Origin of the sequence: Streptomyces sp. NBC_01190 (assembly GCF_045039895.1) — a bacterium.
Taxonomy (GTDB): domain Bacteria; phylum Actinomycetota; class Actinomycetes; order Streptomycetales; family Streptomycetaceae; genus Actinacidiphila.
On record NZ_CP108580.1, the window covers coordinates 6,305,745 to 6,326,987 of the forward strand.

The following is a 21,243-nucleotide window of genomic DNA, read 5'->3' on the forward strand; positions in this document are numbered from 1 at the left end:
TGGCGAGGCAGTGCGATGACTTAAGAGGTGGCGGCCGTACGAGGAATATTCGGCGTCGTGTCTGACGCTGAGTCGCTGTGCGGTTCCACCGAGTCGTTCCCATCGTTCCGAGAGGTTGTTCGTGTCGGCCAGCACATCCCGTACGCTCCCGTCCGAGATCGCCGAATCCGAGTCTCTGATGGCGCTCATCGAGCAGGGTAAGGCCCAGGGCCAGATCGCCGGCGACGACGTGCGTCGAGCGTTCGAAGCGGACCAGATTCCGGCAACCCAGTGGAAGAACGTTCTGCGCAGCCTCAACCAGGTCCTCGACGAGGAGGGTGTGACGCTGATGGTGACTGCCGCTGAGGCGCCCAAGCGCACCCGTAAGAGCGTCGCAGCCAAGAGCCCGGCGAAGCGTACTGCCACCAAGACGGTCGCCACCAAGGCGGCCCCTGCCAAGAAGACCGTAGCGCCCAAGGCCCCCGCCCCCGAGGTGGTGGTCGAGGCCGAGACCACGGTGGAGCCATCGGTGGAGGCGGAAACCCCAGCCAAGAAGGCGGTCGCCAAGAAGGTCGCCGCGAAGAAGACGGCCGCCAAGAAGGCACCCGCGAAAAAGGTGGCGGCCAAGAAGACCACCGCCGCCGCACCGGGCGAGGACGAGGCGGTCGCCGAGACGGACGAACTTCTCGACGAGGCCGCGCCCGGCAAGACCGGTGACGAGGAGACCGAGAAGACGGAGTCCGAGAGCTTTGTGCTCTCCGACGACGACGAGGATGACGCGCCGGCCCAGCAGGTCGCCGTCGCCGGTGCCACCGCCGACCCGGTCAAGGACTACCTCAAGCAGATCGGCAAGGTCCCGCTGCTCAACGCCGAGCAGGAGGTCGAGCTGGCCAAGCGCATCGAGGCGGGTCTCTTCGCCGAGGACAAGCTCGCCGCCGCCGACAAGCTGGCCCCCAAGCTCAAGCGTGAGCTGGAGATCATCGCCGAGGACGGCCGCTGGGCCAAGAACCACCTGCTGGAGGCCAACCTCCGCCTGGTGGTCTCACTGGCCAAGCGGTACACCGGCCGCGGCATGCTCTTCCTGGACCTGATCCAGGAGGGGAACCTGGGCCTGATCCGTGCGGTCGAGAAGTTCGACTACACCAAGGGCTTCAAGTTCTCCACCTACGCCACCTGGTGGATCCGGCAGGCGATCACCCGCGCCATGGCCGACCAGGCCCGCACCATCCGTATCCCGGTGCACATGGTCGAGGTCATCAACAAGCTGGCCCGCGTCCAGCGCCAGATGCTCCAGGACCTGGGCCGCGAGCCCACTCCGGAGGAGCTGGCCAAGGAACTCGACATGACCCCGGAGAAGGTCATCGAGGTCCAGAAGTACGGCCGCGAGCCCATTTCGCTGCACACGCCGCTGGGCGAGGACGGCGACAGCGAGTTCGGTGACCTGATCGAGGACTCCGAGGCGGTCGTGCCGGCCGACGCGGTCAGCTTCACGCTCCTGCAGGAGCAGCTCCACTCGGTGCTGGACACCCTCTCCGAGCGTGAGGCCGGCGTGGTGTCGATGCGCTTCGGCCTCACCGACGGCCAGCCGAAGACGCTGGACGAGATCGGCAAGGTCTACGGGGTGACGCGCGAGCGGATCCGGCAGATCGAGTCCAAGACCATGTCCAAGCTGCGCCACCCCTCGCGCTCTCAGGTGCTGCGGGACTACCTCGACTGATCCCCTGCGGTGACGTCGTCCGGTCGCCGCCCTGGACAGGTCGTCCGGTCGTCGTACCGGGCGCGCACCGGGCACGATGGGACGCTGCCCCGGACACGGGACACTGCCCCGGACACGACCGGGCGCGTACGGGATACGTCTCCGGCCACGCGCCGGTTCGTTTCCGGCCGTCTTTCGGTTCTGAACGGTGTTTCTGCGGATGCGGCCTCCGGCCCCGTCGATGACTCTGGGTACGCAGAGTTGTTCACAGGGTCAGGAGGCCGCATGTGTTTCCCCGTCCGTGCCGTGATCGCCTCGGCGCTGGCACTGCTGCCGGCGCTGGTCGTGCCCCTGGCCATCCCCGCCACTCCGGCCGCGGCGAACGGCGTCGTCGTCGGTGGCAGCCCCACCACCACCGAGCAGCAGCCGTGGGTGGTCGCGCTCTCCAGCCGCTCGCGCTTCGGCGCGGGGCGCTCAGGCCAGTTCTGCGGGGGAGTGGCGCTCGGGCCGCGTACGGTCGTGACCGCGGCGCACTGCTTCGGCGAGGAGGCGCTCGGGGTTTCCGACTGGCGCCAGTTGCCCGACCTGCGGGTCATCGAGGGACGCACCGACCTGACCACCGACGCCGGCCAGGAGCTGCAACTGTCCCAGGTCTGGGTGAACCCCGGCTTCGACCCGTCGACCAATGCCGGGGACGTAGCGGTGATCACCCTGGCCCAGGATCTGCCCAGCGGCGCGGTCATCCCGATGGCGCAGTCGTCGGACACGGATCTCTACCAGGACGGCACCCAGGCCGAGGTCTTCGGCTGGGGCGATACGACCGGCAGCGGCGACTACGCGAACTCACTGCGGGAGGCGCCGGTCACCGTCTTCGCGGATTCGACCTGTGAGCAGGCGTATCCGGGAAGTGCGGACGGCACATACACGAAAGCCACCATGATGTGTGCCGGAGCACGCACAGGTGGCCATGACGCCTGCCAGGGAGACAGCGGCGGGCCGCTGGTGGTGGCAGGTCGTCTCGTGGGGCTGGTCTCGTGGGGCAGCGGATGCGCGTTGGCCGCGTATCCGGGTGTCTATACGCGGGTCTCAGCGGTGGCGGCGCTGGTGGCACAGCACATGTGAGGCCCGCCGGTCGCGGTCGGCGTCAGTTTCGGCGCCGATCTCGGCATCATCGGGAAAACCCGCGGGCGAACACCCCCTGGAGGGGTCCGTCCGCCCGCCGGCCTACTCGTCGCTGGTGCGATGTGTCAGCGCTCGTCGTCTCCCGCCGACGCCTGGGTGTCGGTGAGCCTTCCGGTCTCATCCTGTATTTCCGCTGCGATCTTCTTCAGCTCCGGCTCGAACTTACGGCCGTGGTGAGCGCAGAAGAGCAGCTCTCCGCCGCTGAGGAGTACGACGCGCAGGTAAGCCTGAGCGCCGCAACGGTCGCAGCGGTCTGCCGCTGTCAGCGGACTCGCGGGGGTCAGAACAGTGGTCACGTCGCCTCTTCTCTAGCTCGACGAGCTGTCGTACCAGGGTCAACATCCAACCAGGCCGAAAACGTTCCCGCTCACGGCTTTTCCTCGGAAACCTTCTTCGGAATGACTGGCTGTTACCGATTGGCGGCGAATAGGAGTCAATGCGGCAGATGTCGCTTGTGGGGCTTTTTGTCCGATCCGTCCCGGCTGGCTGTCGGAATCGTTCCTGAGGACGTGCCCGGAGCCTAAATGGTTCATGCCTCTTTGGGAACGTGACATGTGTATCACTCGTGCGAGTTATCGAACGGCTGCTCGATAAGGGCTAGTATGGGCGTTCCCATCGCCGGGTCGCGGCGTCGCCGACCTGCCCGGCATCGGTACCCTCTCACCGGTGCGACCCATACCGGTTGACGAACTTCACAACTTCTGGCTACACAAGATCTTCAACTTCATCGAGGAGCTGCCCGCGTGACCGCCGAAACATCCGTGCCGTCCTCCGCGCTGCTGGCCGGCGCGGACCGTGACGGCTCCAACTACACCGCGCGGCACCTGCTCGTCCTCGAAGGCCTCGAAGCCGTCCGCAAACGCCCGGGCATGTACATCGGCTCGACCGACAGCCGCGGTCTGATGCACTGCGTCTGGGAGATCATCGACAACTCCGTCGACGAGGCCCTGGCCGGACACGGCGACCGCATCGAGGTGATCCTGCACGAGGACGCCTCGGTGGAGGTCCGTGACAACGGCCGCGGTATCCCGGTCGACGTGGAGCCCAAGACCGGGCTCTCCGGCATCGAGGTCGTCATGACCAAGCTGCACGCCGGCGGCAAGTTCGGCGGCGGGTCGTACGCCGCCTCCGGGGGTCTGCACGGTGTCGGCGCCTCTGTCGTCAACGCCCTGTCGTCCCGGCTTGACGTCGAGGTCGACCGCGGCGGCCACACCCATGCCATCAGCTTCCGGCGCGGTGTGCCCGGCGTCTTCGCCGGCCGTGCCGCCGACGCGTCGTTCGAGCCGGCGAGCGGCCTGACCAAGACCAAGAAGGTCCCCCGCACCCGTACCGGCACCCGGGTGCGCTACTGGGCGGACCGGCAGATCTTCCTCAAGGACGCCAAGCTCTCCCTCGACCACCTCCACCAGCGGGCTCGTCAGACCGCCTTCCTGGTGCCGGGCCTGACGATCGTGGTCCGCGACGAGCGCGGCATCGAGACGGACAAGCCGGTCGAGGAGATCTTCCACTTCGACGGCGGCATCAGCGAGTTCTGCGAGTTCCTCGCACCGGACAAGCCGATCTGCGACGTGCTCCGGCTCACCGGCAGCGGCATGTTCAAGGAGACGGTGCCGGTCCTCGACGACCTCGGGCACATGACCCCCACCGAGGTCACCCGTGAGCTGGGTGTGGACATCGCGCTGCGCTGGGGCACCGGTTACGACACCACCGCCCGTTCCTTCGTCAACATCATCGCCACTCCCAAGGGTGGCACCCATGTGAGCGGTTTCGAGCGGTCGGTCACCAAGACCGTCAACGAGGTGCTGCGGGCCACCAAGCTGCTCCGGGTCGCCGAGGACGACATCGTCAAGGACGACGCGATGGAGGGCATGACGGCGGTCGTCACGGTCCGGCTCGCCGAACCGCAGTTCGAGGGGCAGACCAAGGAGGTGCTCGGCACCTCGGCGGCCAACCGGATCGTCGCCGCGGTGGTGGCCAAGGAGCTCAAGGAGTTCCTGACCTCGGTCAAGCGCGACACCCGGGCGCAGGCCCGGGCGGTGCTGGAGAAGGCCGTCGCCGCCGCCAGGACCCGGATCGCGGCCCGCCAGCACAAGGAGGCGCAGCGCAGGAAGACCGCGCTGGAGACCTCCTCGCTGCCGGCCAAGCTCGCCGACTGCCGCAGCGACGACGTCGAACGCAGCGAACTGTTCATCGTCGAGGGCGACTCGGCGCTCGGCACCGCCAAACTGGCCCGCAATTCGGAGTTCCAGGCGCTGCTGCCGATCCGCGGCAAGATCCTCAACGTCCAGAAGTCGTCGATCTCGGACATGCTGAAGAACGCCGAATGCGGCGCGATCATCCAGGTCATAGGAGCGGGGTCCGGCCGGACCTTCGACATCGACCAGGCGCGCTACGGCAAGGTGATCTTCCTCGCCGACGCCGATGTCGACGGCGCGCACATCCGCACGCTGCTGCTCACGCTCTTCCAGCGCTACATGCGGGCGATGATCGAGGAGGGCCGGGTCTTCTCCGCGGTGCCGCCGCTGCACCGGATCGAACTGGTCCAGCCCAAGAAGGGCCAGGAGAAGTACGTCTACACGTACTCCGACAACGAACTGCGCCAGACCCTGCTGGACTTCCAGCGCCGCAACGTCCGCTACAAGGACAGCATCCAGCGGTACAAGGGCCTCGGCGAGATGGACGCCAACCAGTTGGCCGAAACCACCATGGACCCCCGCCACCGCACCCTGCGCCGCATCAACATCAGCGACCTCGACTCCGCCGAGCAGGCATTCGATCTCCTCATGGGCAACGAGGTGGCCCCCCGCAAGGAGTTCATCACCAACTCTGCCTCGACCCTGGATCGAGCCAGGATCGACGTCTGACCTGCGGCGGAGCAAGCACGCCGTCTGGGCTACCCCTTGCGGGGCGCGATAGGCCGCAAGGGGTCTGCGGGCGGGTCGGCGCGGGGAGCGGCGATGCCGCTTTCCCGGGCCGGCGCGGCGCCCTCGTCGGGGCCGCAACTCCCGTGCCGGCCGCCAGGAGGGTCGGGCCCACTTCCTGACCTGGAGCCGGTCGAGTTTGGCCGGATTCCTGGTCGCCGAGGGAGTGGCCGACGTCTAGCCTCGCTGTTTCGTTTGGGGTCGGCTGAGTTGGGCTGATGTCTCTTTTCGGTGGTCGGCGCCGTTTGTGGCTGGGTGGGCATGGTTTTGGCCCGACGCTGGGTCGGGTGCTCCGGGGGTCCTCGGGTCGTGGTGGTCAGGGCGGTGTCATCGTTCAGGTGGCTGGCCTGGGCAGGGCCGCAAGGCGGGTGAATGCCCTGGTCAGCTCGTGGCGCCAGGGCCAGGTGGAGGCGATCCGTAGGTGGAGACGTCGCCCGCCACGGGTGAGGCGGGCGGCTGCGTGCAGCAGGCGGTAGCGGAGTTTCTTCGGCTCGCACGCGGCCAGTTCGCCGTCCAGCAGGAGGGTCTGGGCCCAGGCGAGCAGGTCGATGGCGGTCAGGGCCAGCTCCAGCCACGCGGTGTTGATGGCGAAGTGGCGGGAGGGGAAGCGCCCGAAGCCGGTGGTCTTGCCGCAGCGGATGCGGTCCTCGACGCGGGCATGGCCGCGGTGGCGGACCTCCAGATACTGCAGGGAGCCTTCGCCGACGGGGGTGTCGGTGAGGAATGCCTGGTGGCGCATGCCGGCGTCGAGGTCGAACAGGGACAGCTGTGCGCCGGGGTGCGGGCGTTCGCGCCGGACGATGATCCGGGTGCCGTCGGGGTGTCCAGTCAGGTCGATCATGCCGGTCAGTTCGGCGACCCCGGCGCCTGTCCGCAGGGTGCCGTCCTGTTCGAGGGCGGGGTGCCAGAACCGGTCGGGCAGGGCCCGGATCGCCCGGCGGACCGGTTCGGTAACCGGGTATCCCACGGAGAAGGATGTGTGGATGCCCCGGTTCCGCAGGGCGCGCAGGTGGGTGAGGAAGGGTTTCGCGCCGCCTGCGCTGTCCGTGCGGACCAGGATCGGGGTGCCGTGGCGGTGGGTGTCGGGGACCTGGGCCAGGGCGTGGTCGAGGACGGTGATGTGGTCGCTGGCGGTGTTGGCGCCTGCGTTGCCCGGCCGCAGCAGTCCGGCCAGGGCCTCGCCGGTGTTGTCCAGGAAGCACAGCAGCGGGTGGTAGCCGAAGCCGCGTTTGTATGTGGGTGCCGCCTGTTCCTTGTCGGAGTGACAGGTGACCAGGGTGGCGTCGATGTCCAGGACCAGGCCCGGCAGGTCGCGTCCACCTGCGCGGGCCGCCGGTATGCCGGTCCTGGTCTCGGCGGCCTGGAGCCAGGCGACTTCGCGTGCGGCGGCCCTGGCCGAGCGCAGCCCGGCGAGTGCAGCCGGGTCGAGGCCGGCCAGCATCCGCCAGGCGGTCGGGGTGGAGGCGACCGGGCCGAACACGTCCGCCTGGTCGCGCAGCAGTGCCAGATCTGAGATGGCCTGGCCGCCGTCGGCGAGCATGACCGCCACATCTACTGCGATCCTGCCCGGGTCGTGCCCGGTGCCACGTGGCCGCAGCCGGCGCAGCGTGTCAGTGAATGCCGCTGTCAGGCCGGTGGCATCGGCAAGGTCGGCCAGCAGCCGGGACCCAGCGTGGCTGACCACCCCGCGGCCCTCGGCTGACACGATGAGCTGGGGGCGTGACCCGGTAGTGTGCACGCAGAAAGTGCCTTCTCGCTGTGGTGACGGAAGCCCTAGACAAGCCTCATCATCCCAGCTCAGAAGGCACTTTCGCGTTCCCGCTCAAGATCCGGACGCCACCGCAAACGAAACGCTGAGGCTAGACCGTCGCCTTCGACGGCGAGGTCCTGCCCCAACTGCGCCCTGGACGGTACCGATCACCCCGGCCGCAGGAGCAGGCCGGCATGATCCGCCGCCATATCGTCCGGCGGAACGACCATGCGCGGGACGAGCGCCTACGCGAGGTCGCGAACAGGGTGAATGCCACCTGATGTGGTAGCGGCTGCGTCCCGACGGAACAACGCGGTCCACAGGAAGGTCATACCGAAGAGTGCTGACTCGGGCGGCTCCTCCCGCATGCGGCGCAGCTCGACCTCCACCAGCTCGGAGAAGATCCAGCGCAGCGATTCGGGAGTGTAGGCGAGGCCGCCCTCCAACGTGCGCGCACGGTAGAGGTCCGTGTCGGCGCGTTCCGAACCCATTCCTCCCGCGCCCGCCGCGAAGCTGGTGAGGGCGAGGTGGCCGCCGGGGGCCAGGACGCGGTCGAGGAGGCGGAGGTAGCTGATCCGGCGGTGCGGCGGCAGGTGGTGGAAGCATCCCGAGTCGACGACCAGGTCGTACGGGCCGCCCAACTCGGTTGCTGGGAGGGTGAAAGCGTCACCACAGAGGAAGCGGACATCGACGTCGGCCGCGCGAGCCCGGTCCTTGCCCCACGCGACGGCCACCGGGGAGAGGTCGACCGCGTCCACCTCGAAGCCCCGCGAGGCGAGGAAGACGGCATTGCGGCCCGCCCCGCAGCCCAGGTCCAGGGCCCGACCGGGAGTGATCATGCCCTGGTCGAGATAGGCGGCCAGGTTCTCGTCGGGCTTCGCCACGAAGAAAGGGACCGGCCTTGACCGGTCGGCGTAGAAGCGATCCCAGAAGTCCTCGCCGTCACCGGTCGCCAAGCGGCCAGCCTCGGATTCGGATGCGAACAGCCCGTCCAAGAGTGAGAGGACATCCTCGACGGTACGTACGGTCCGGTCCACCCGGCCACCCTTTCGACCGCGTGCGAACCTAGTGGTGAAGGGGGCAAAAGGCCAGGTCGGGCGGTATTTCGCGACACCCGGAACGGGCTGCTGCCAGCCCCGGCGGAGACCGGGGGCAACCCGCTCCAGACCCCGACCCCGCGGACGCCCAAGCGCCCCTACGGGGCCAGGAAAGGCCGACCCCCAGCCCCGCCCGGCAGACTTTTTAGACGAGTTTCCAGCAGCGCCACAGGGCGAGCATCGTCTGATCCGACACGAGCAAAGAGTGCCCATCCGGGGCGGCGAGGGCTCAGCGCCGCCGGCGGCGGGTTCCCGACCGGGCGTCGACGGGGTGTGCGAGGCGGGGCTGGTGGGCGGGCTGTCGGGGCGGAGACCGCCTCCGGGCCCGGCGGCGGGCGGAGCCGCCCGGACCCGGAGGCGGCACACCCGTGCCCGGGCGCACGGAGCGCCCGGGCACGGGTGTTCTCAGGAGGTGCAGGCCGTGCCGTTCAGGGTGAAGCCGGTGGGCGGGCTGTAGCTGCCGCTGTCGGTGCCCTGGAAGCCGAACGACTGGTTGCCGCCGGGTGGGATCTCGGCGTTGTAGGACAGGTTCGTCGCGGTCACCGAGCCGGAGGAGGGGCTGATGCTGGCGTTCCAGACGCCGGTGATGGCTTGGCCCGAGGGAAGGGTGAAGCCGAGCTTCCAGCCGTTGACGGTGGTGGAGCCGGTGTTGGCCACGGTCACATTGGCCGTGTAACCGCCGGACCACGTCTGCGGGGCGACGGTGATCTTGCAGGACGAGGAGCCGGTTCCGCCGGTGGTGGTGCCGCCGTCGGTCGTTCCGCCGGTGGTGGTGCCGCCCGTGGTCGTTCCGCCGGTGGTGGTGCCCCCCGCCGGGGTGATGACGATGTGGTAGCCGTAGGTGTTGTTGGCGTTCACCGGGACGGTGATGGAGCCGTTGTTGAGGGAGTAGTTGGACTCCGACAGGGTGGTGGGTCCGGAGACGGCCACCGTGCGTCCGCGGGAAGGGGTGTATTCGACCTTGACGTGGACGGTGGTGCCGAGGGCGGACAGGGAGTTGAGTCCGTTGACGGTGACGGCGGAGTCGCCGGAGCTGCCGCCGAAGACGATGTCGACTTCGTTGCCGGCGCTGGTGCGGGAGGCGGCTCCGTCGATGCCGGTCTGTGCGGGGGGCGTGGTGGCGAGCATGGAGCCGTTCATGTCGGCGTACCACTTGTAGAGCCAGTAGGCGCCGTTGGGGCTGCCGCCCTGTCCGGTGAGGAGGTCGCCGAGGGCGCCGGACTGGTTCCAGAAGGCGAGTTCGGCGTCGTGGACGCCGAGGCGTTCGAATTTGGCGATGTAGCCGACGAGGGCGCCGGGGATGCCGACTTCGGCGGGGGCGGCGTATTCCTCGATGGCGATGGGGCGGGGGCTGATGCCGTACTTGTTCTCCAGGGAGGTGACGGTGGCGACGTCGCCGGCGATCTTGGAGGAGCGGATCAGCTCGTGCCAGGCGATGATGTCGGGCACGGTGTTGGTGGCGACGGCGTTTTTGAGGAAGTTGTCCATGTCGCCGATGTTGTCCGAGAAGCTCGGGCCCTGGATCGGTGTGGTGGCGTCCTTGGCGCGGATCTCGCGGTAGGTGCGGGTCCAGAAGTCCTCGAAGGTGCCGTTGGCGGTCTTCCAGGTGCCGTCTGATTCGTTCCAGGGTGCGTAGGCGGCGAGGTTGGTGATGCCCGAGGCCTTGGTCTGGGCGATCTGGTCGTCGACGACGCTGAGCCAGTTGCTCCAGCTGAACTGGTAGGGCCAGCCGGCGTAGTAGTCCGAGAGGCGGTTGACGACCTTGGCGCCGGCCCGGGCGGCCTTGGGGGCCACGGTGAGGATGTCGCCGGTCGGCTGCTGGCGGCCTCCCTGCGGCTTCTGCACGAAGGTGTTCGGCTTGATCGCCTGGACCAGGTTGTCGGCCGGGGTGTTCGCGTTGGCCAGGCCGTAGAGCGAACCGGTCGCCACATGGGTGACCGGACGCAGGACCTGGCTGGCGTTGACCACCAGAGTGGTGGACGGGGAAGCAGCCGCGTGAGCGGACGGAGGCCCGGTCAGCACGACCGAGGCCGCGGCCAGTACCGCGGCTCCAAGCCCGGCGACGCCGGTCAGTGACCGGCCGCGTCGGTGGTGCGCGAATCCACGCATGACGAAATGCCCTCCAGAATCGGGTGGGGGTAGAGCATGACGACAGCCGCCACCACGGTTGGTGGGGAGTCGCCCGTCCTACGGCACCCCGCCGCCCTGTGTACGGCAGAACATTGCGCAAAAGAGCAATGGTTTTTCCATCGCACAACGTAGGAGCGTTCCGAGTGGGGGTCAAGGGAGGGGGCGCAGTAACTTTCCCGTGTGACGCAGGAGTTGACTCGTGTCGACCGAGCGCTCACCCTTGAGAATACGGTTTCTCAGTACTGAGCAATGGAGGGCGCAGGCGCGGGCCGCACCGGGCCGTACCAGTCGGCCCCGCCCAGGCCGCCCCACCCGGCCCGCCGCTCGGGCCCCGCAGCCGAGGAGTTCCGGGGCCGCCGACGGCCGCGCCCCCGCTCCCGATTCCGGCTCCTGCTCCCGTTCCCGGCCTCGTCCGCGCTCGCCGGCCGACGCGCAGCACTCCCTCCGTGGTCGGGCACTTCGGCTTGCCCCACGGGGGTGCCCGTCTCGCCCGGGCCCCTCCTCACCCAGAGCACCGCCTCTTCCCCGACTCTGGTCCCTCCTCCCGCACAGCGGTGGCCCCCAGTTCCACCCCGACACCACATTCTCCGTTCACAGATATTGACAACGTTGTCTACGCGAGCGACGCCAGCGGCGCTTCCCTCCGGGTCCGCCGGCGCGCGACCCCCTACCCGCGCGTGGAGTTATCGCATGATCCGAGAACAGCGTCCCGGCCTATGAGGGTTGGCGCCCGCAGGACACATCGCAGAACACATCGTGGGACACACCTCGGGACATGCCGCACCGGACGCCCCACGCCACGCCTCAGGGCGATGGGCCGGCTCATCCGCGCCGGCCTCCGGCGCCCGGCCGCCCGGCCCGCCACCCGGACGCCATCCTCGTCCACCCGGTTTCGGCGACCGGACCGGCAGACCGGGGCAAGTACCGCACCAGCGAGCCGGATTCCGTGCGCGGCGGACGGAAGCCGGCACTCGGCGTGCCCCCACGCGGCAGGCGACGGCCGCGGCAACTCCACCACTGAAAGGCTCTGTTGTGTCACATCACCCTCATGCCCACCTCTTGTCCCTGAGACGGTGGGTGAGCGAGGCCGCAGTGCTGGCGCTGCCGGTGCTCGCGCCGGGTCCAGTGGGGCGACGGAACCGTCCCGGAGGACCCCGCGGTCGGCGCCTCCGGTGCGATGAGCGGGCAGCACACCTATCAGCAGCCGGAGAGCTACACGGTGCGTGTGACGGTCTGGGACACGCTGTCCAACACGACCGGGACGTTCACCGTGACGGTGACGGTGGCGCGGCCGGCCGCGCACCCTTCCGTCACGGCGTCGGTGGTCTCCGACGGCCAGGGCAGGAGCTCGGTCGCCGTCGCCGGCACCGGCTTCACCCCCGGGGAGCGGGTGACCGTCAGGCTGGGCACCGGCCCCGCCGCCTTCGCCACGGTGACGGTGTCCTCGTCCAGGGCGGTCCAGGCGACCGTGGAGGTACCGCGGGGCACGCGGCCGGGGCGGTACGCGGTGACCGCGACGGGTACCTCCTAGCGGATCCCGGCGACGGCCACCGTGCAGGTGGGGCGGCCGCCCCTCCCAGCCGGCGTACCGCACGCCGGTGGTTCCCACGAGCACGCCGACGCCGGGGGCGGGCGGCCTGAGGTTCCGATCACGGGGTCCGGCTCCGGCGACGGTTCGCACCGCCGCGCGGGTTCCGGGGCCCGCGACGGTTCCCATGCCGGCGAGCGGGTCCGGCTCGCGCTGAGCGAGCCGGAGCCCGACCCCCATCCGAACGCCGTCGGCGGGCGAGCCCGGTCGGGGCGTCGCCCGCCGACGGCGTTCGCCGTGGGGCGCCTGGGGCCGGGAGTGGTCCTTGCTGTCCGGGGCCGCGGCAGCATGGCCGGCGCCGGGCGGGGGGCACACCGGGTCGGCCACGGTCAGCGCCACCGGGGGCCACTCGGCGGTCCTGCGGGGCAGGCGGTCAGGCGGGGCCCTTGCTCCACCGTGGGGTGGAGGCAGAGTTTCCATCCCCGGGTTGATCCCCTGACCTGCGGGTTTCCGTACCTTCGACTAGGTGGGCAGCGGAGGCGCCCACCTAGTCGAAGGTACGGATCACCCATCGGAGGCGCTCGTCATGCCCGGTCTGGTCAATTCGCTGCTGATCGCGGCGGTCATCGGCGTGGTGATCGCCCGCCAGCTTCGGCCCCGCCGCGTCGACGGCGGACGATGGTGGCTGATCCCGGGCGTGCTCATCGTGCTGGCCGTGCGCGGCGGGGGCCTCATCGATCCCCATCACCGTGAGGTGGCGGCGGTGCTCCTCACCGCCGAGCTGCTGGTCGGCGCCGTGCTGGGCGTCGTCTGGGCGTCCACCGCCCGGATATGGACCGAGTCGGACGGCTCCGTGTGGTCCCGGGGGACCAGGGCCACGATCACCGTGTGGGTGCTGGGCATAGCGTTCCGGATCGGCCTGTACGCGATAGCCGCAGCCGACGGCGTCCACCAGGACTCCGACTCGATCCTGCTCGCGGTCGCTGTGACCTTGCTCATCCGCAGCGGGACCCTGCTGCACCGGGCTCAGGCCCTGCGACCGTCCTACCGTTCGGTGTCATGAGCAGCTTGACAGCATGGCCGTCGCAGGAGGCCCTCTCCCGAGAGGGCAGGCAGGTGGCCCGCAAACGGGTGGCCCGGGGCATGCGCGCGGGGCTGGTCGCCGTCGCAGTCTGGGGCATCGTCGCCAAGGGAGGGCTCAACCCGTGGCAGACGGCGGCGGCGCTGGCCGGGCTGGCGGTCGCCTACGCCACGGTTCGGAAGTATTTCCACGTGACGTTGCGGCACCGGCTGGGGGCCGGGGTCGGGCTGATCCTGCTGCTCACCGCGGGCGGCGGACTCGCACACCTGGTCGGCTCGCCGACAGCCGCGGCGGTCCTGTGGTGCGGCAGTGCGGTGATCGCCATCGAGCGGCTGCCGCTGGCCGCCGGGGTGCCGCTGGCCGCCGCGGCGCTGAGCTTCTTCGGGGTGCTGGACAGCGGGGAGCACACACTGGGTTCCGTCCTCACCGCGCTGGGCCTTGCCCTGGGCGGGTACACGGTCCGGCTGGACGCGGAGGCCCGGGGGCAGACGCAGCGGCTGCTGGCCCAGGAGCGGGCGGCGCGGGCGGCCGAGGCGGAGTCGGCCGCGCTGGCCGAAAGGGCCAGGATCGCCCGGGAGATCCACGACGTGCTCGCGCACAGCCTGTCCGCGCAGACCTTGCATCTGGAGGGGACCCGGATGCTGATCGAGGCGGGGGCGGAGCGGGAGGTGGTGCTGGAGCGGGTGATCGCGGCCCGGCGGATGGGTCGGGAGGGGCTGGCCGAGACCCGGCAGGCGCTGTCCGCGCTGCGAGGGGAGTTGGCGCCGGTGGAGGAATTCCTGCGGGAACTGGTCGCTTCCGAGGGTGCCCGGCTGGAGGTGACGGGGGAGCCGCGAGGGCTGCCGGCCGAGGCGGGGCTGGCCCTGCGGCGGGTGGCGCAGGAGGCGATGACCAACGTTCGCAAGCACGCGCCCGGGGCGAAGGTCGCGCTGCGGCTGGAGTACCGGCCGGCGGAGGTGGAACTGGAGTTCCGGGACTTCGGTCGAAAGGCCCCTGTGGACAAGGCCTTGGGGGTCTCCGGCGCGGGCTACGGTCTGATGGGGATGCGGGAGCGCGCCGAACTGCTGGGCGGCGCGCTGGACGCCGGACCGGCGGAGGAGGGCTTCATGGTGCGCTTGCGGGTGCCCGCGTGACGCGGGTGGTGGTCGCGGACGACCAGACGGTGGTGCGCGAAGGGATCGTGATGTTGCTGGGGCTGCTGCCCGGTATCGAAGTGGTGGGGGCGGCGGCCGACGGGGAGGAGGCGGTGCGGCTGGTGGCGGAGTCGCGGCCGGACGTGGTGCTGATGGATCTGCGGATGCCCCGCTGCGACGGGGTGGAGGCGACCCGGCGGATCCGGGCGGAGCATCCGGGGACGCAGGTGGTGGTGCTGACGACGTTCGTGGACGACGACTCGCTTTTTCCGGCGTTGCGGGCCGGGGCGCGCGGATATCTGACGAAGGACGCGGGAGGGGAGGAGATCGCCCGGGCGATCGCCGAGGTGGGCGCCGGCGGCGCGGGGCTGTCGCCGATGGTGCAGAGCCGGGTGCTGGACGCGTGGGCGGCGCTGGGGTCCGGCGCGGTCGGGGATGCGGGTGCCGGGGCGGCCCGGGGCGCCGGTGGTGGTGCGGGGGGTGTGTCCGGCGGCGTCCCGGCGAGTGTGGGTGCGGGAGGCGGGGCCGGCGGGGGGCTGGCCGGCGGCCGCCCCGGACCGGGGGAGCGGGGGCGGCGCGACCTGCCGGACGGGCTGACCGGGCGGGAGGCGGAAGTGCTGGCGCTGGTCGCGGACGGGCTGTCCAATACGGAGATCGCCGCGAGACTCCAGGTCAGCATGGCCACGGTGAAGACACACATCAACAATCTCTTCGCCAAGACCGGGGTCCGGAGCCGCGCGCAGGCCGTCGGTTATGCCTACCGGCACGGCATCACCTGATGAGGTGAAGGTTTCGGCTGGATCTATCTGGATCTTCCCGAACTGTCCATGATTGGTCACATGGTCGATCGGCCGGTGGAACGAGGAGAGTTCGGTGGACAAGCGCGACGGGGGTGACCCGGCGATGCTGCGGGTGGACGACCCCTGGCAGGAGGCGGGGGCGGCGGCCGGCCTGTGGTTGCCGGAGCAGCAGCAGGCCCCGGAGTGGGCGGCGGGGGCTCGCCCGGAGCACAGCGGGACCGCGGCGGTCGGCGACCGGGCGGCGGTCTATCTGGAAGTGCAGCACAGCGAGGAGTTCCAGGAAGTACGGGACCGGTACCGGAGATTCGTCTTCCCCGTGGCGGCGGGGTTCGTGAGCTGGTACCTGCTCTACGTGGTGGCGGCGACGACCGCGCCGCGGCTGATGGCCCATCGGCTGGCCGGCGAGCTGAATGTGGCCCTGGCCGCCGGGCTGGCGCAGTTCGCCAGCACCTTTCTGCTGACGTGGGCGTACGCACGGCACGCTCGTTTGAACCGGGACCGGGCAGCGCTTGATCTGCGGTGGACGCTGGCCACCAGGACCGGACAGGAGCGGGTGCGGTGACGGCGTCGCAGTGGGCCGGGCAGCCGGCCGGCAGCAGGTATCTGGCCGCGCGGTATCTGGCGGACTCGGCCGGGGAGCACCAGGGCCTGGCCATCGTGCTCTTCACCGTCTTCGTGTCGGTGACCCTTGCGATCACCGCCTGGGCGGGACGGCGGCGGAGCTCCTCGGTGGAGTTCTTCGCCGGTGGACGGCTCTTCTCCCCGATGGAGAACGGCCTGGCGATCGCCGGCGACTACATGTCGGCGGCGTCGTTCCTCGGGATCTCCGGACTGATCGCGCTCTTCGGCTACGACGGCCTGCTCTACTCGGTCGGCTTCTTCGTGGCGTGGCTGGTCGTGCTGATGCTGGTCGCCGAGCTGGTGCGCAACTGCGGTCGCTACACGATGGCGGACGTGCTGTCGGCCCGGATGAAGCAGCGGCCGGTGCGGATCGCCGCGGGCACCGCCTCGGTGACTGTCTCGATCCTCTATCTGGTGGCCCAGATGGTGGGCGCCGGCAGCCTGGTGGGACTGCTGCTCGGCGGCGGTGGCGGCAGCGGAGTACGGGCCTGGACGGTGGTCGGGGTCGGCGCGCTGATGGTCTTCTATGTCTCCTTCGGCGGCATGCGGGCCACCACCTGGATCCAGATCGTCAAGACCGTGCTGCTGATCGGCGGCACGATCACGCTGACCGTCATGGTGATGGTCCGCTTCCACGGCGACTTCGGGGCGCTTCTGCGGTCGGCGGCGGCCGGCAGCGGGCGGGGCGACGCGTTCCTGGCCCCCGGACTGAAGTACGGGACGAACGCCACCTCGCGGCTGGACTTCATCAGCCTCGGTATGGCGCTGGTGCTGGGCACGGCCGGGCTGCCGCACATCCTGTCGCGCTTCTACACGGTGCCGACGGCGCGTTCGGCCCGCCGCTCGGTGGTGTGGGCGATCGGGCTGATCGGGACGTTCTATCTGATGACGATCGTGCTGGGATTCGGCGCCGCCGCGGTGGTCGGCTCCGACACGGTGCGGGACTCCAACGCGGCGGGCAATACCGCGGTGCCGCTGCTCGCCGAGATTCTGGGCGGCGGGTCGGGGACCACCGGTGGCACGGTGATGTTCGCGATCGTCGGCGCGGTGGCCTTCGCCACGATCCTCGCGGTGGTCGCCGGGATCACGCTGTCCTCCTCGGCCTCCGTGGCGCACGACCTCTACGCGAGTTGGCGCACACCCAACGCTCCGGCCAAGCAGGGCGGCCGGCACGCCCGCGATCCGGAGGGGGAGATCGAGGAGGAGGTGCGGGTGGCCAGGTTCGCGGCGGTCGGCATCGGGGCGGTGGCGATCGTGCTCAGCCTCTTCGCCCAGGGCCAGAACATCGCCTTCCTGGTCGGACTCGCCTTCGCGGTGGCCGCCTCGGCGAACCTGCCCGCGCTGCTCTACTCCCTCTTCTGGCACCGCTTCACCACGCGCGGCGCGGTCTGGGCGATCTACGGCGGACTGGTACCGGCGCTGCTGCTGGTGGTGCTCTCGCCCGTGGTGTCCGGGCGGCCCGACGCCCTCTTCCCCGGGGTCGACTTCCATGTCTTCCCACTGGAGAACCCCGGGCTGGTCTCCATTCCGCTCGGCTTCCTGATGGGGTGGGTGGGCACGGTGCTGTCGCCGGAGCTCGCGGACGAGGGCAAGTACGCCGAGACGGAGGTCCGTTCGCTCACCGGCGCGGGCGCCGCCTGACCGCCGCCCGCCCCGTCTCGCTCCGAGCTGACCCTCACCCGGCCGGCCCCGGTCGGCCTCCGGTCGACGGTGCCTCAGTGCCCCTCGGCCTGCTCGATGCCGGTGACCGCCATCTGCTCCGGTGTGCCGAGGGGCGCACCGCAACTCTCCGGACGGGGCGGCAGCGCCGGGAGTCTGGCCACCGCGACCTGCCAGACCCGGCCGTCGAGGTGAGCGAGACGGACGGTCCACCCGTCGGGAGCCGGGTCCGTACGCGCCACTGTGAGCGCGTCGGCCCGCGCCTCGCCGGTCAGTTCCCGTATCGCCAACTCGGCCGCCTGCCCCGGCCGGTCCCACGCGGACCGGCCCCGGCAGCCGGTCACCACGACCCGGCCGGCCCGCGCCGACTCAAGGATGTCCTTGGCGTGGTGACCGTCGAGGCGGCCATAGGTGTAGCCATGCGGCAGGACGAGCATGGTCGGCGCGAAACGGTGCCCGCCGAGATGGGTGATCTCCCAGACCTCGTGGTCACCCGAAGCCGCCAACTCATCGGCAAGCGGTCGGCCGTGGACCGCGCAGCAGCGGTCACGTCTGCCGTTCGTGCAGACCAGGGCGATCGGCGCTCCCCGGTGGGGCGCGCCGAAATCGCCGGGTGACCCTGAGCCGAGCGCTGCGAAGTCCAGTGCGGTCAGCTCGGCCGGGTCCGTCAGGTCGGCGGTACGCACCCAGGGGTTGTCCGGCGAGGTATGGGCCAGCAGCACCCGGCGGCGACTGGGCCGGTGCCGGTCGGCGTGCGGGCCGGGGCGCCGGATCAGCGCGACCCGCACCCCCGTGCCTTCGGCCAGCCGTTCCAGTTCGCGCCCCACCACGGGGTCCAGCCGGCTCGACCTGAGAGCCTTCGCGCCCCACGGACCCGGCTGCTCAAGCAACAGCCAGGTGCGGGCCACCGCCGCGGTGCCGGCCAGCGCCTCACCCAGCACGGCGGACGCCTTCGTACACGTGATCACGCCGCCGAGCTTAGGGCCTCAGGCCGCACCAGGCGCTCACCGGCCAGCCGCCCGCCCGGCACTCACCCCCCGGCCCAGCCACCGCGCACCCCAGCCCAGCCGCCGCGCCGAGCCGCCCGTTCGTCCGGTGCCAAGCCCGCCAAGCCCCCGCTATACCGGCCCCGCCAGCACCGCCACCGGCTTCACCAGCGGCACCCCCGACCCATCGCGCCGCGGGTCCTTCGGCGGCAGCTCGGCAGGCGCGCCGGTCGCCGTCGCCGCACGGACCGGCGTAGGCCCGGCCCAGGCCAGCACCAGACCGGTCTCGCCCCGCAGGAACCGCTGGCAGCGGACACCGCCGGTGGCCCGCCCCTTGCGCGGATACTGGTCGAACGGCGTGAGCTTGGCCGTGCCCTGCGCGGCGCCCTCCAGCGTCCCCTCCTCGCGGGTCACGGTGAACACCACCGCGTCCGCCGCCGGGTCCACCGCCGTGAAGGAGATCACCTTCGCGCCCTCGGTGAGCTTGATGCCCGCCATCCCGCCGGCCGGACGGCCCTGGGGCCGCACCTGCGCGGCCGGGTAGCGCAGCAGTTGCGCGTCGTCGGTGATGAAGACCAGGTCCTCGTCCCCGGTGCGCAACTCGACCGCGCCGACCACCTGATCGCCGTCCTTGAGGCCGATGACCTCAAGACCGTCCTTGCCCGCCGGGTAGTCCGGCACGACCCGCTTGACCACGCCCTGGGCGGTGCCGAGCGCGAGCCCCGGGGAGGCCTCGTCGAGCGTGGTCAGGCACAGCACCCGCTCGCCGTCCTGCAGGGTCAGGAACTCGGTCATCGGGGCGCCCCCGGCGAGCGAGGGCGGGCCCGCGGTCGGCGGCAGCATCGGCAGATCGATGACGGTCAGCCGGAGCAGCCGCCCGAAGGACGTCACCGCGCCGATGTCGGCCCTGGCGGTGGTCGGCACCGCGGAGACGATCACATCGTGCTTGGCCCGCCTGCCGTCGTCCTCGCCGAGCTCGCCGGTGCCTGCGGTCCTGGCCAGCAGGCCGGTCGAGGAGAGCAGCACCCGGCAGGGATCGTCGGCGACCTCCAGCGGCACCGCCGCGACCGGGGTGTCCGCCGACTCCAGCAGCACCGTACGACGCTCGGTCCCGTACTGCTTGGCGACGGCGGCCAGTTCGGCGGAGACCAGCTTGCGCAGCTCCGCGTCCGAGTCCAGGATCCGGGTCAGCTCGGTGATCTCCGCGTTGAGCCGGTCGCGCTCGGACTCCAGCTCGATCCGGTCGAAGCGGGTCAGCCGGCGCAGCGGGGTGTCGAGGATGTACTGCGTCTGGACCTCGGAAAGGCCGAAGCGCGCGATCAGCCCCTCCTTGGCCTGTGCCGCGTTCTCACTGGCCCGGATGATGGCGATGACCTCGTCGATGTCGACCAGGGCGACCAGCAGACCGTCCACCAGGTGCAGCCGGTCACGGCGCTTGGTGCGGCGGAACTCGCTGCGCCTGCGCACCACCACGAAGCGGTGGTCGACGTAGACCTGGAGCAGCTCCCGCAGGCCCAGGGTGAGCGGCTGTCCGTCCACCAGGGCGACGTTGTTGATGCCGAAGGAGTCCTCCATCGGCGTCAGCTTGTAGAGCTGTTCGAGGACGGCTTCGGGGTTGAAGCCGTTCTTGATCTCGATGACCAGCCGCAGGCCGTGCTCGCGGTCGGTGAGGTCCTTGACGTCGGCGATGCCCTGGAGCCGCTTGGCGCCGACCATGTCCTTGATCTTGGCGATGACCTTCTCGGGGCCGACGGTGAACGGCAGTTCGGTGACGACCAGGCCCTTGCGGCGGGCCGTCACGTCCTCGACCGACACCGTGGCGCGGATCTTGAAGGTGCCGCGCCCGCTCTCGTAAGCGTCCCTGATGCCGGAAAGGCCGATGATCCGGCCGCCGGTCGGCAGGTCGGGCCCCGGCACATAGCGCATCAGCGCGTCGAGATCGGCGCCCGGATACCGGATCAGATGGCGGGCGGCGGCGATGACCTCGCCCAGGTTGTGCGGCGGCATGTTGGTGGCCATACCGACGGCGATCCCGGACGCGCCGTTGACCAGCAGGTTGGGGTAGGCCGACGGCAGGACGCCCGGCTCCTGCTCCTGACCGTCGTAGTTCGGCGCGAAGTCGACGGTGTCCTCGTCGATCGACTCCACCATGAGCTGGGCCGGGCCGGACATCCGGGCCTCGGTGTACCGCATCGCGGCCGGCAGGTCGTCGAGCGAGCCGAAGTTACCGTGGCCGTCGACGAGCGGCAGCCGCTGGGAGAAGGGCTGCGCCATCCGCACCATGGCGTCGTAGATGGACGAGTCGCCGTGCGGGTGCAGCTTGCCCATCACCTCGCCGACGACACGGGCACACTTGACGTACCCCCGCTCGGGGCGCAGGCCCATCTCGTTCATCTGGTAGATGATCCGTCGATGCACCGGCTTCATGCCGTCGCGGGCGTCGGGCAGCGCGCGCGAGTAGATCACCGAGTAGGCGTACTCAAGGAAGGAGCCCTGCATCTCGTCCACGACGTCGATGTCGAGGATGCGCTCCTCGAAATCGTCGTCTGGCGGCGGGGTCTTCGTCGTGCGGCGGGCCATCTCGGCGGCGCTCCTTCGTCTGGACCGGGGGACTGCTGCCGGACCCGCGGGACTTGTGCCCCTGGTCCGGGCGGGAGGACTGCTGCCGACCATTGTGGAC

Annotated in this window: 14 protein-coding genes and 1 pseudogene; 9 read left to right on the plus strand and 6 right to left on the minus strand. The window is 70.5% G+C overall.

The window, feature by feature from the left end:
* The first annotated feature begins 121 nt into the window (after positions 1–121).
* Together OG519_RS26545 and OG519_RS26550 are read left to right on the plus strand one after the other, a co-directional pair.
* Positions 122–1,696 (plus strand): RNA polymerase sigma factor, encoded by a 1,575-nt coding sequence (locus OG519_RS26545; protein ID WP_405588790.1) that lies wholly within the window; start codon positions 122–124, stop codon positions 1,694–1,696.
* Between the two features lie 264 nt (positions 1,697–1,960).
* Positions 1,961–2,797 carry a S1 family peptidase gene (locus OG519_RS26550; protein WP_405588793.1) on the plus strand — a complete coding sequence of 279 codons (837 nt, stop codon included), beginning with the start codon at positions 1,961–1,963 and terminating at the stop codon, positions 2,795–2,797.
* Between the two features lie 125 nt (positions 2,798–2,922).
* Here the strand turns inward: OG519_RS26550 and OG519_RS26555 are convergent, their stop codons facing one another.
* Positions 2,923–3,153, minus strand: coding sequence for a hypothetical protein (locus tag OG519_RS26555; protein ID WP_311299451.1), 231 nt, complete (start codon positions 3,151–3,153; stop codon positions 2,923–2,925).
* 447 nt (positions 3,154–3,600) lie between these two features.
* On the opposite strand from OG519_RS26555, the gene OG519_RS26560 reads away from it, so the two are divergent.
* Positions 3,601–5,721: a type IIA DNA topoisomerase subunit B gene (locus OG519_RS26560; protein ID WP_405588795.1), complete on the plus strand. Its 2,121-nt coding sequence runs from the start codon at positions 3,601–3,603 to the stop codon at positions 5,719–5,721.
* 391 nt (positions 5,722–6,112) lie between these two features.
* Here OG519_RS26560 and OG519_RS26565 read toward each other — a convergent pair whose 3' ends face one another.
* The 3 genes from OG519_RS26565 to OG519_RS26575 all read right to left on the minus strand — a co-directional run bounded on the left by OG519_RS26565 (position 6,113) and on the right by OG519_RS26575 (position 10,734).
* A complete protein-coding gene (locus OG519_RS26565; RefSeq protein WP_405587657.1) occupies positions 6,113–7,516 on the minus strand; it encodes an IS1380 family transposase in 1,404 nt (467 codons plus the stop codon).
* Between the two features lie 257 nt (positions 7,517–7,773).
* Entirely contained in the window at positions 7,774–8,565 is a 792-nt protein-coding gene (locus tag OG519_RS26570; RefSeq protein ID WP_405588798.1) for a class I SAM-dependent methyltransferase, read from the minus strand.
* 465 nt (positions 8,566–9,030) lie between these two features.
* Positions 9,031–10,734 carry a cellulose binding domain-containing protein gene (locus tag OG519_RS26575; protein WP_405588801.1) on the minus strand — a complete coding sequence of 568 codons (1,704 nt, stop codon included), beginning with the start codon at positions 10,732–10,734 and terminating at the stop codon, positions 9,031–9,033.
* Positions 10,735–11,896: 1,162 nt separating this feature from the next.
* On the opposite strand from OG519_RS26575, the pseudogene OG519_RS26580 reads away from it, so the two are divergent.
* The 6 genes and pseudogenes from OG519_RS26580 to OG519_RS26605 all read left to right on the plus strand — a co-directional run.
* Positions 11,897–12,286, plus strand: a pseudogene (locus OG519_RS26580) (hypothetical protein); the annotation flags it as partial.
* A 583-nt stretch (positions 12,287–12,869) separates the two neighbouring features.
* Positions 12,870–13,346 (plus strand): DUF1453 domain-containing protein, encoded by a 477-nt coding sequence (locus OG519_RS26585; RefSeq protein ID WP_405588804.1) that lies wholly within the window; start codon positions 12,870–12,872, stop codon positions 13,344–13,346.
* The gene (locus OG519_RS26590) at positions 13,343–14,497 is read left to right on the plus strand and encodes a sensor histidine kinase (RefSeq protein WP_405588806.1); all 1,155 of its coding nucleotides are present in this window, start codon (positions 13,343–13,345) and stop codon (positions 14,495–14,497) included. The genes OG519_RS26585 and OG519_RS26590 overlap by 4 nt, the downstream gene beginning before the upstream one ends.
* Before the next feature lie 50 nt (positions 14,498–14,547).
* On the plus strand, positions 14,548–15,276 hold the full coding sequence (locus OG519_RS26595) for a response regulator (RefSeq protein WP_405593021.1): 729 nt from the start codon (positions 14,548–14,550) through the stop codon (positions 15,274–15,276).
* A gap of 94 nt (positions 15,277–15,370) precedes the next feature.
* On the plus strand, positions 15,371–15,859 hold the full coding sequence (locus OG519_RS26600; RefSeq protein WP_405588809.1) for a DUF485 domain-containing protein: 489 nt from the start codon (positions 15,371–15,373) through the stop codon (positions 15,857–15,859).
* 56 nt (positions 15,860–15,915) lie between these two features.
* A complete protein-coding gene (locus tag OG519_RS26605; protein WP_405593023.1) occupies positions 15,916–17,559 on the plus strand; it encodes a cation acetate symporter in 1,644 nt (547 codons plus the stop codon).
* A gap of 74 nt (positions 17,560–17,633) precedes the next feature.
* On the opposite strand, the gene OG519_RS26610 is transcribed toward OG519_RS26605, so the two are convergent.
* Positions 17,634–18,545, minus strand: a complete 912-nt coding sequence (locus OG519_RS26610) for a sucrase ferredoxin (protein WP_405588812.1) — start codon at positions 18,543–18,545, stop codon at positions 17,634–17,636.
* Between the two features lie 150 nt (positions 18,546–18,695).
* Positions 18,696–21,143 carry a DNA topoisomerase (ATP-hydrolyzing) subunit A gene (locus OG519_RS26615; protein ID WP_405588815.1) on the minus strand — a complete coding sequence of 816 codons (2,448 nt, stop codon included), beginning with the start codon at positions 21,141–21,143 and terminating at the stop codon, positions 18,696–18,698.
* Between the last annotated feature and the right edge of the window lie 100 nt (positions 21,144–21,243).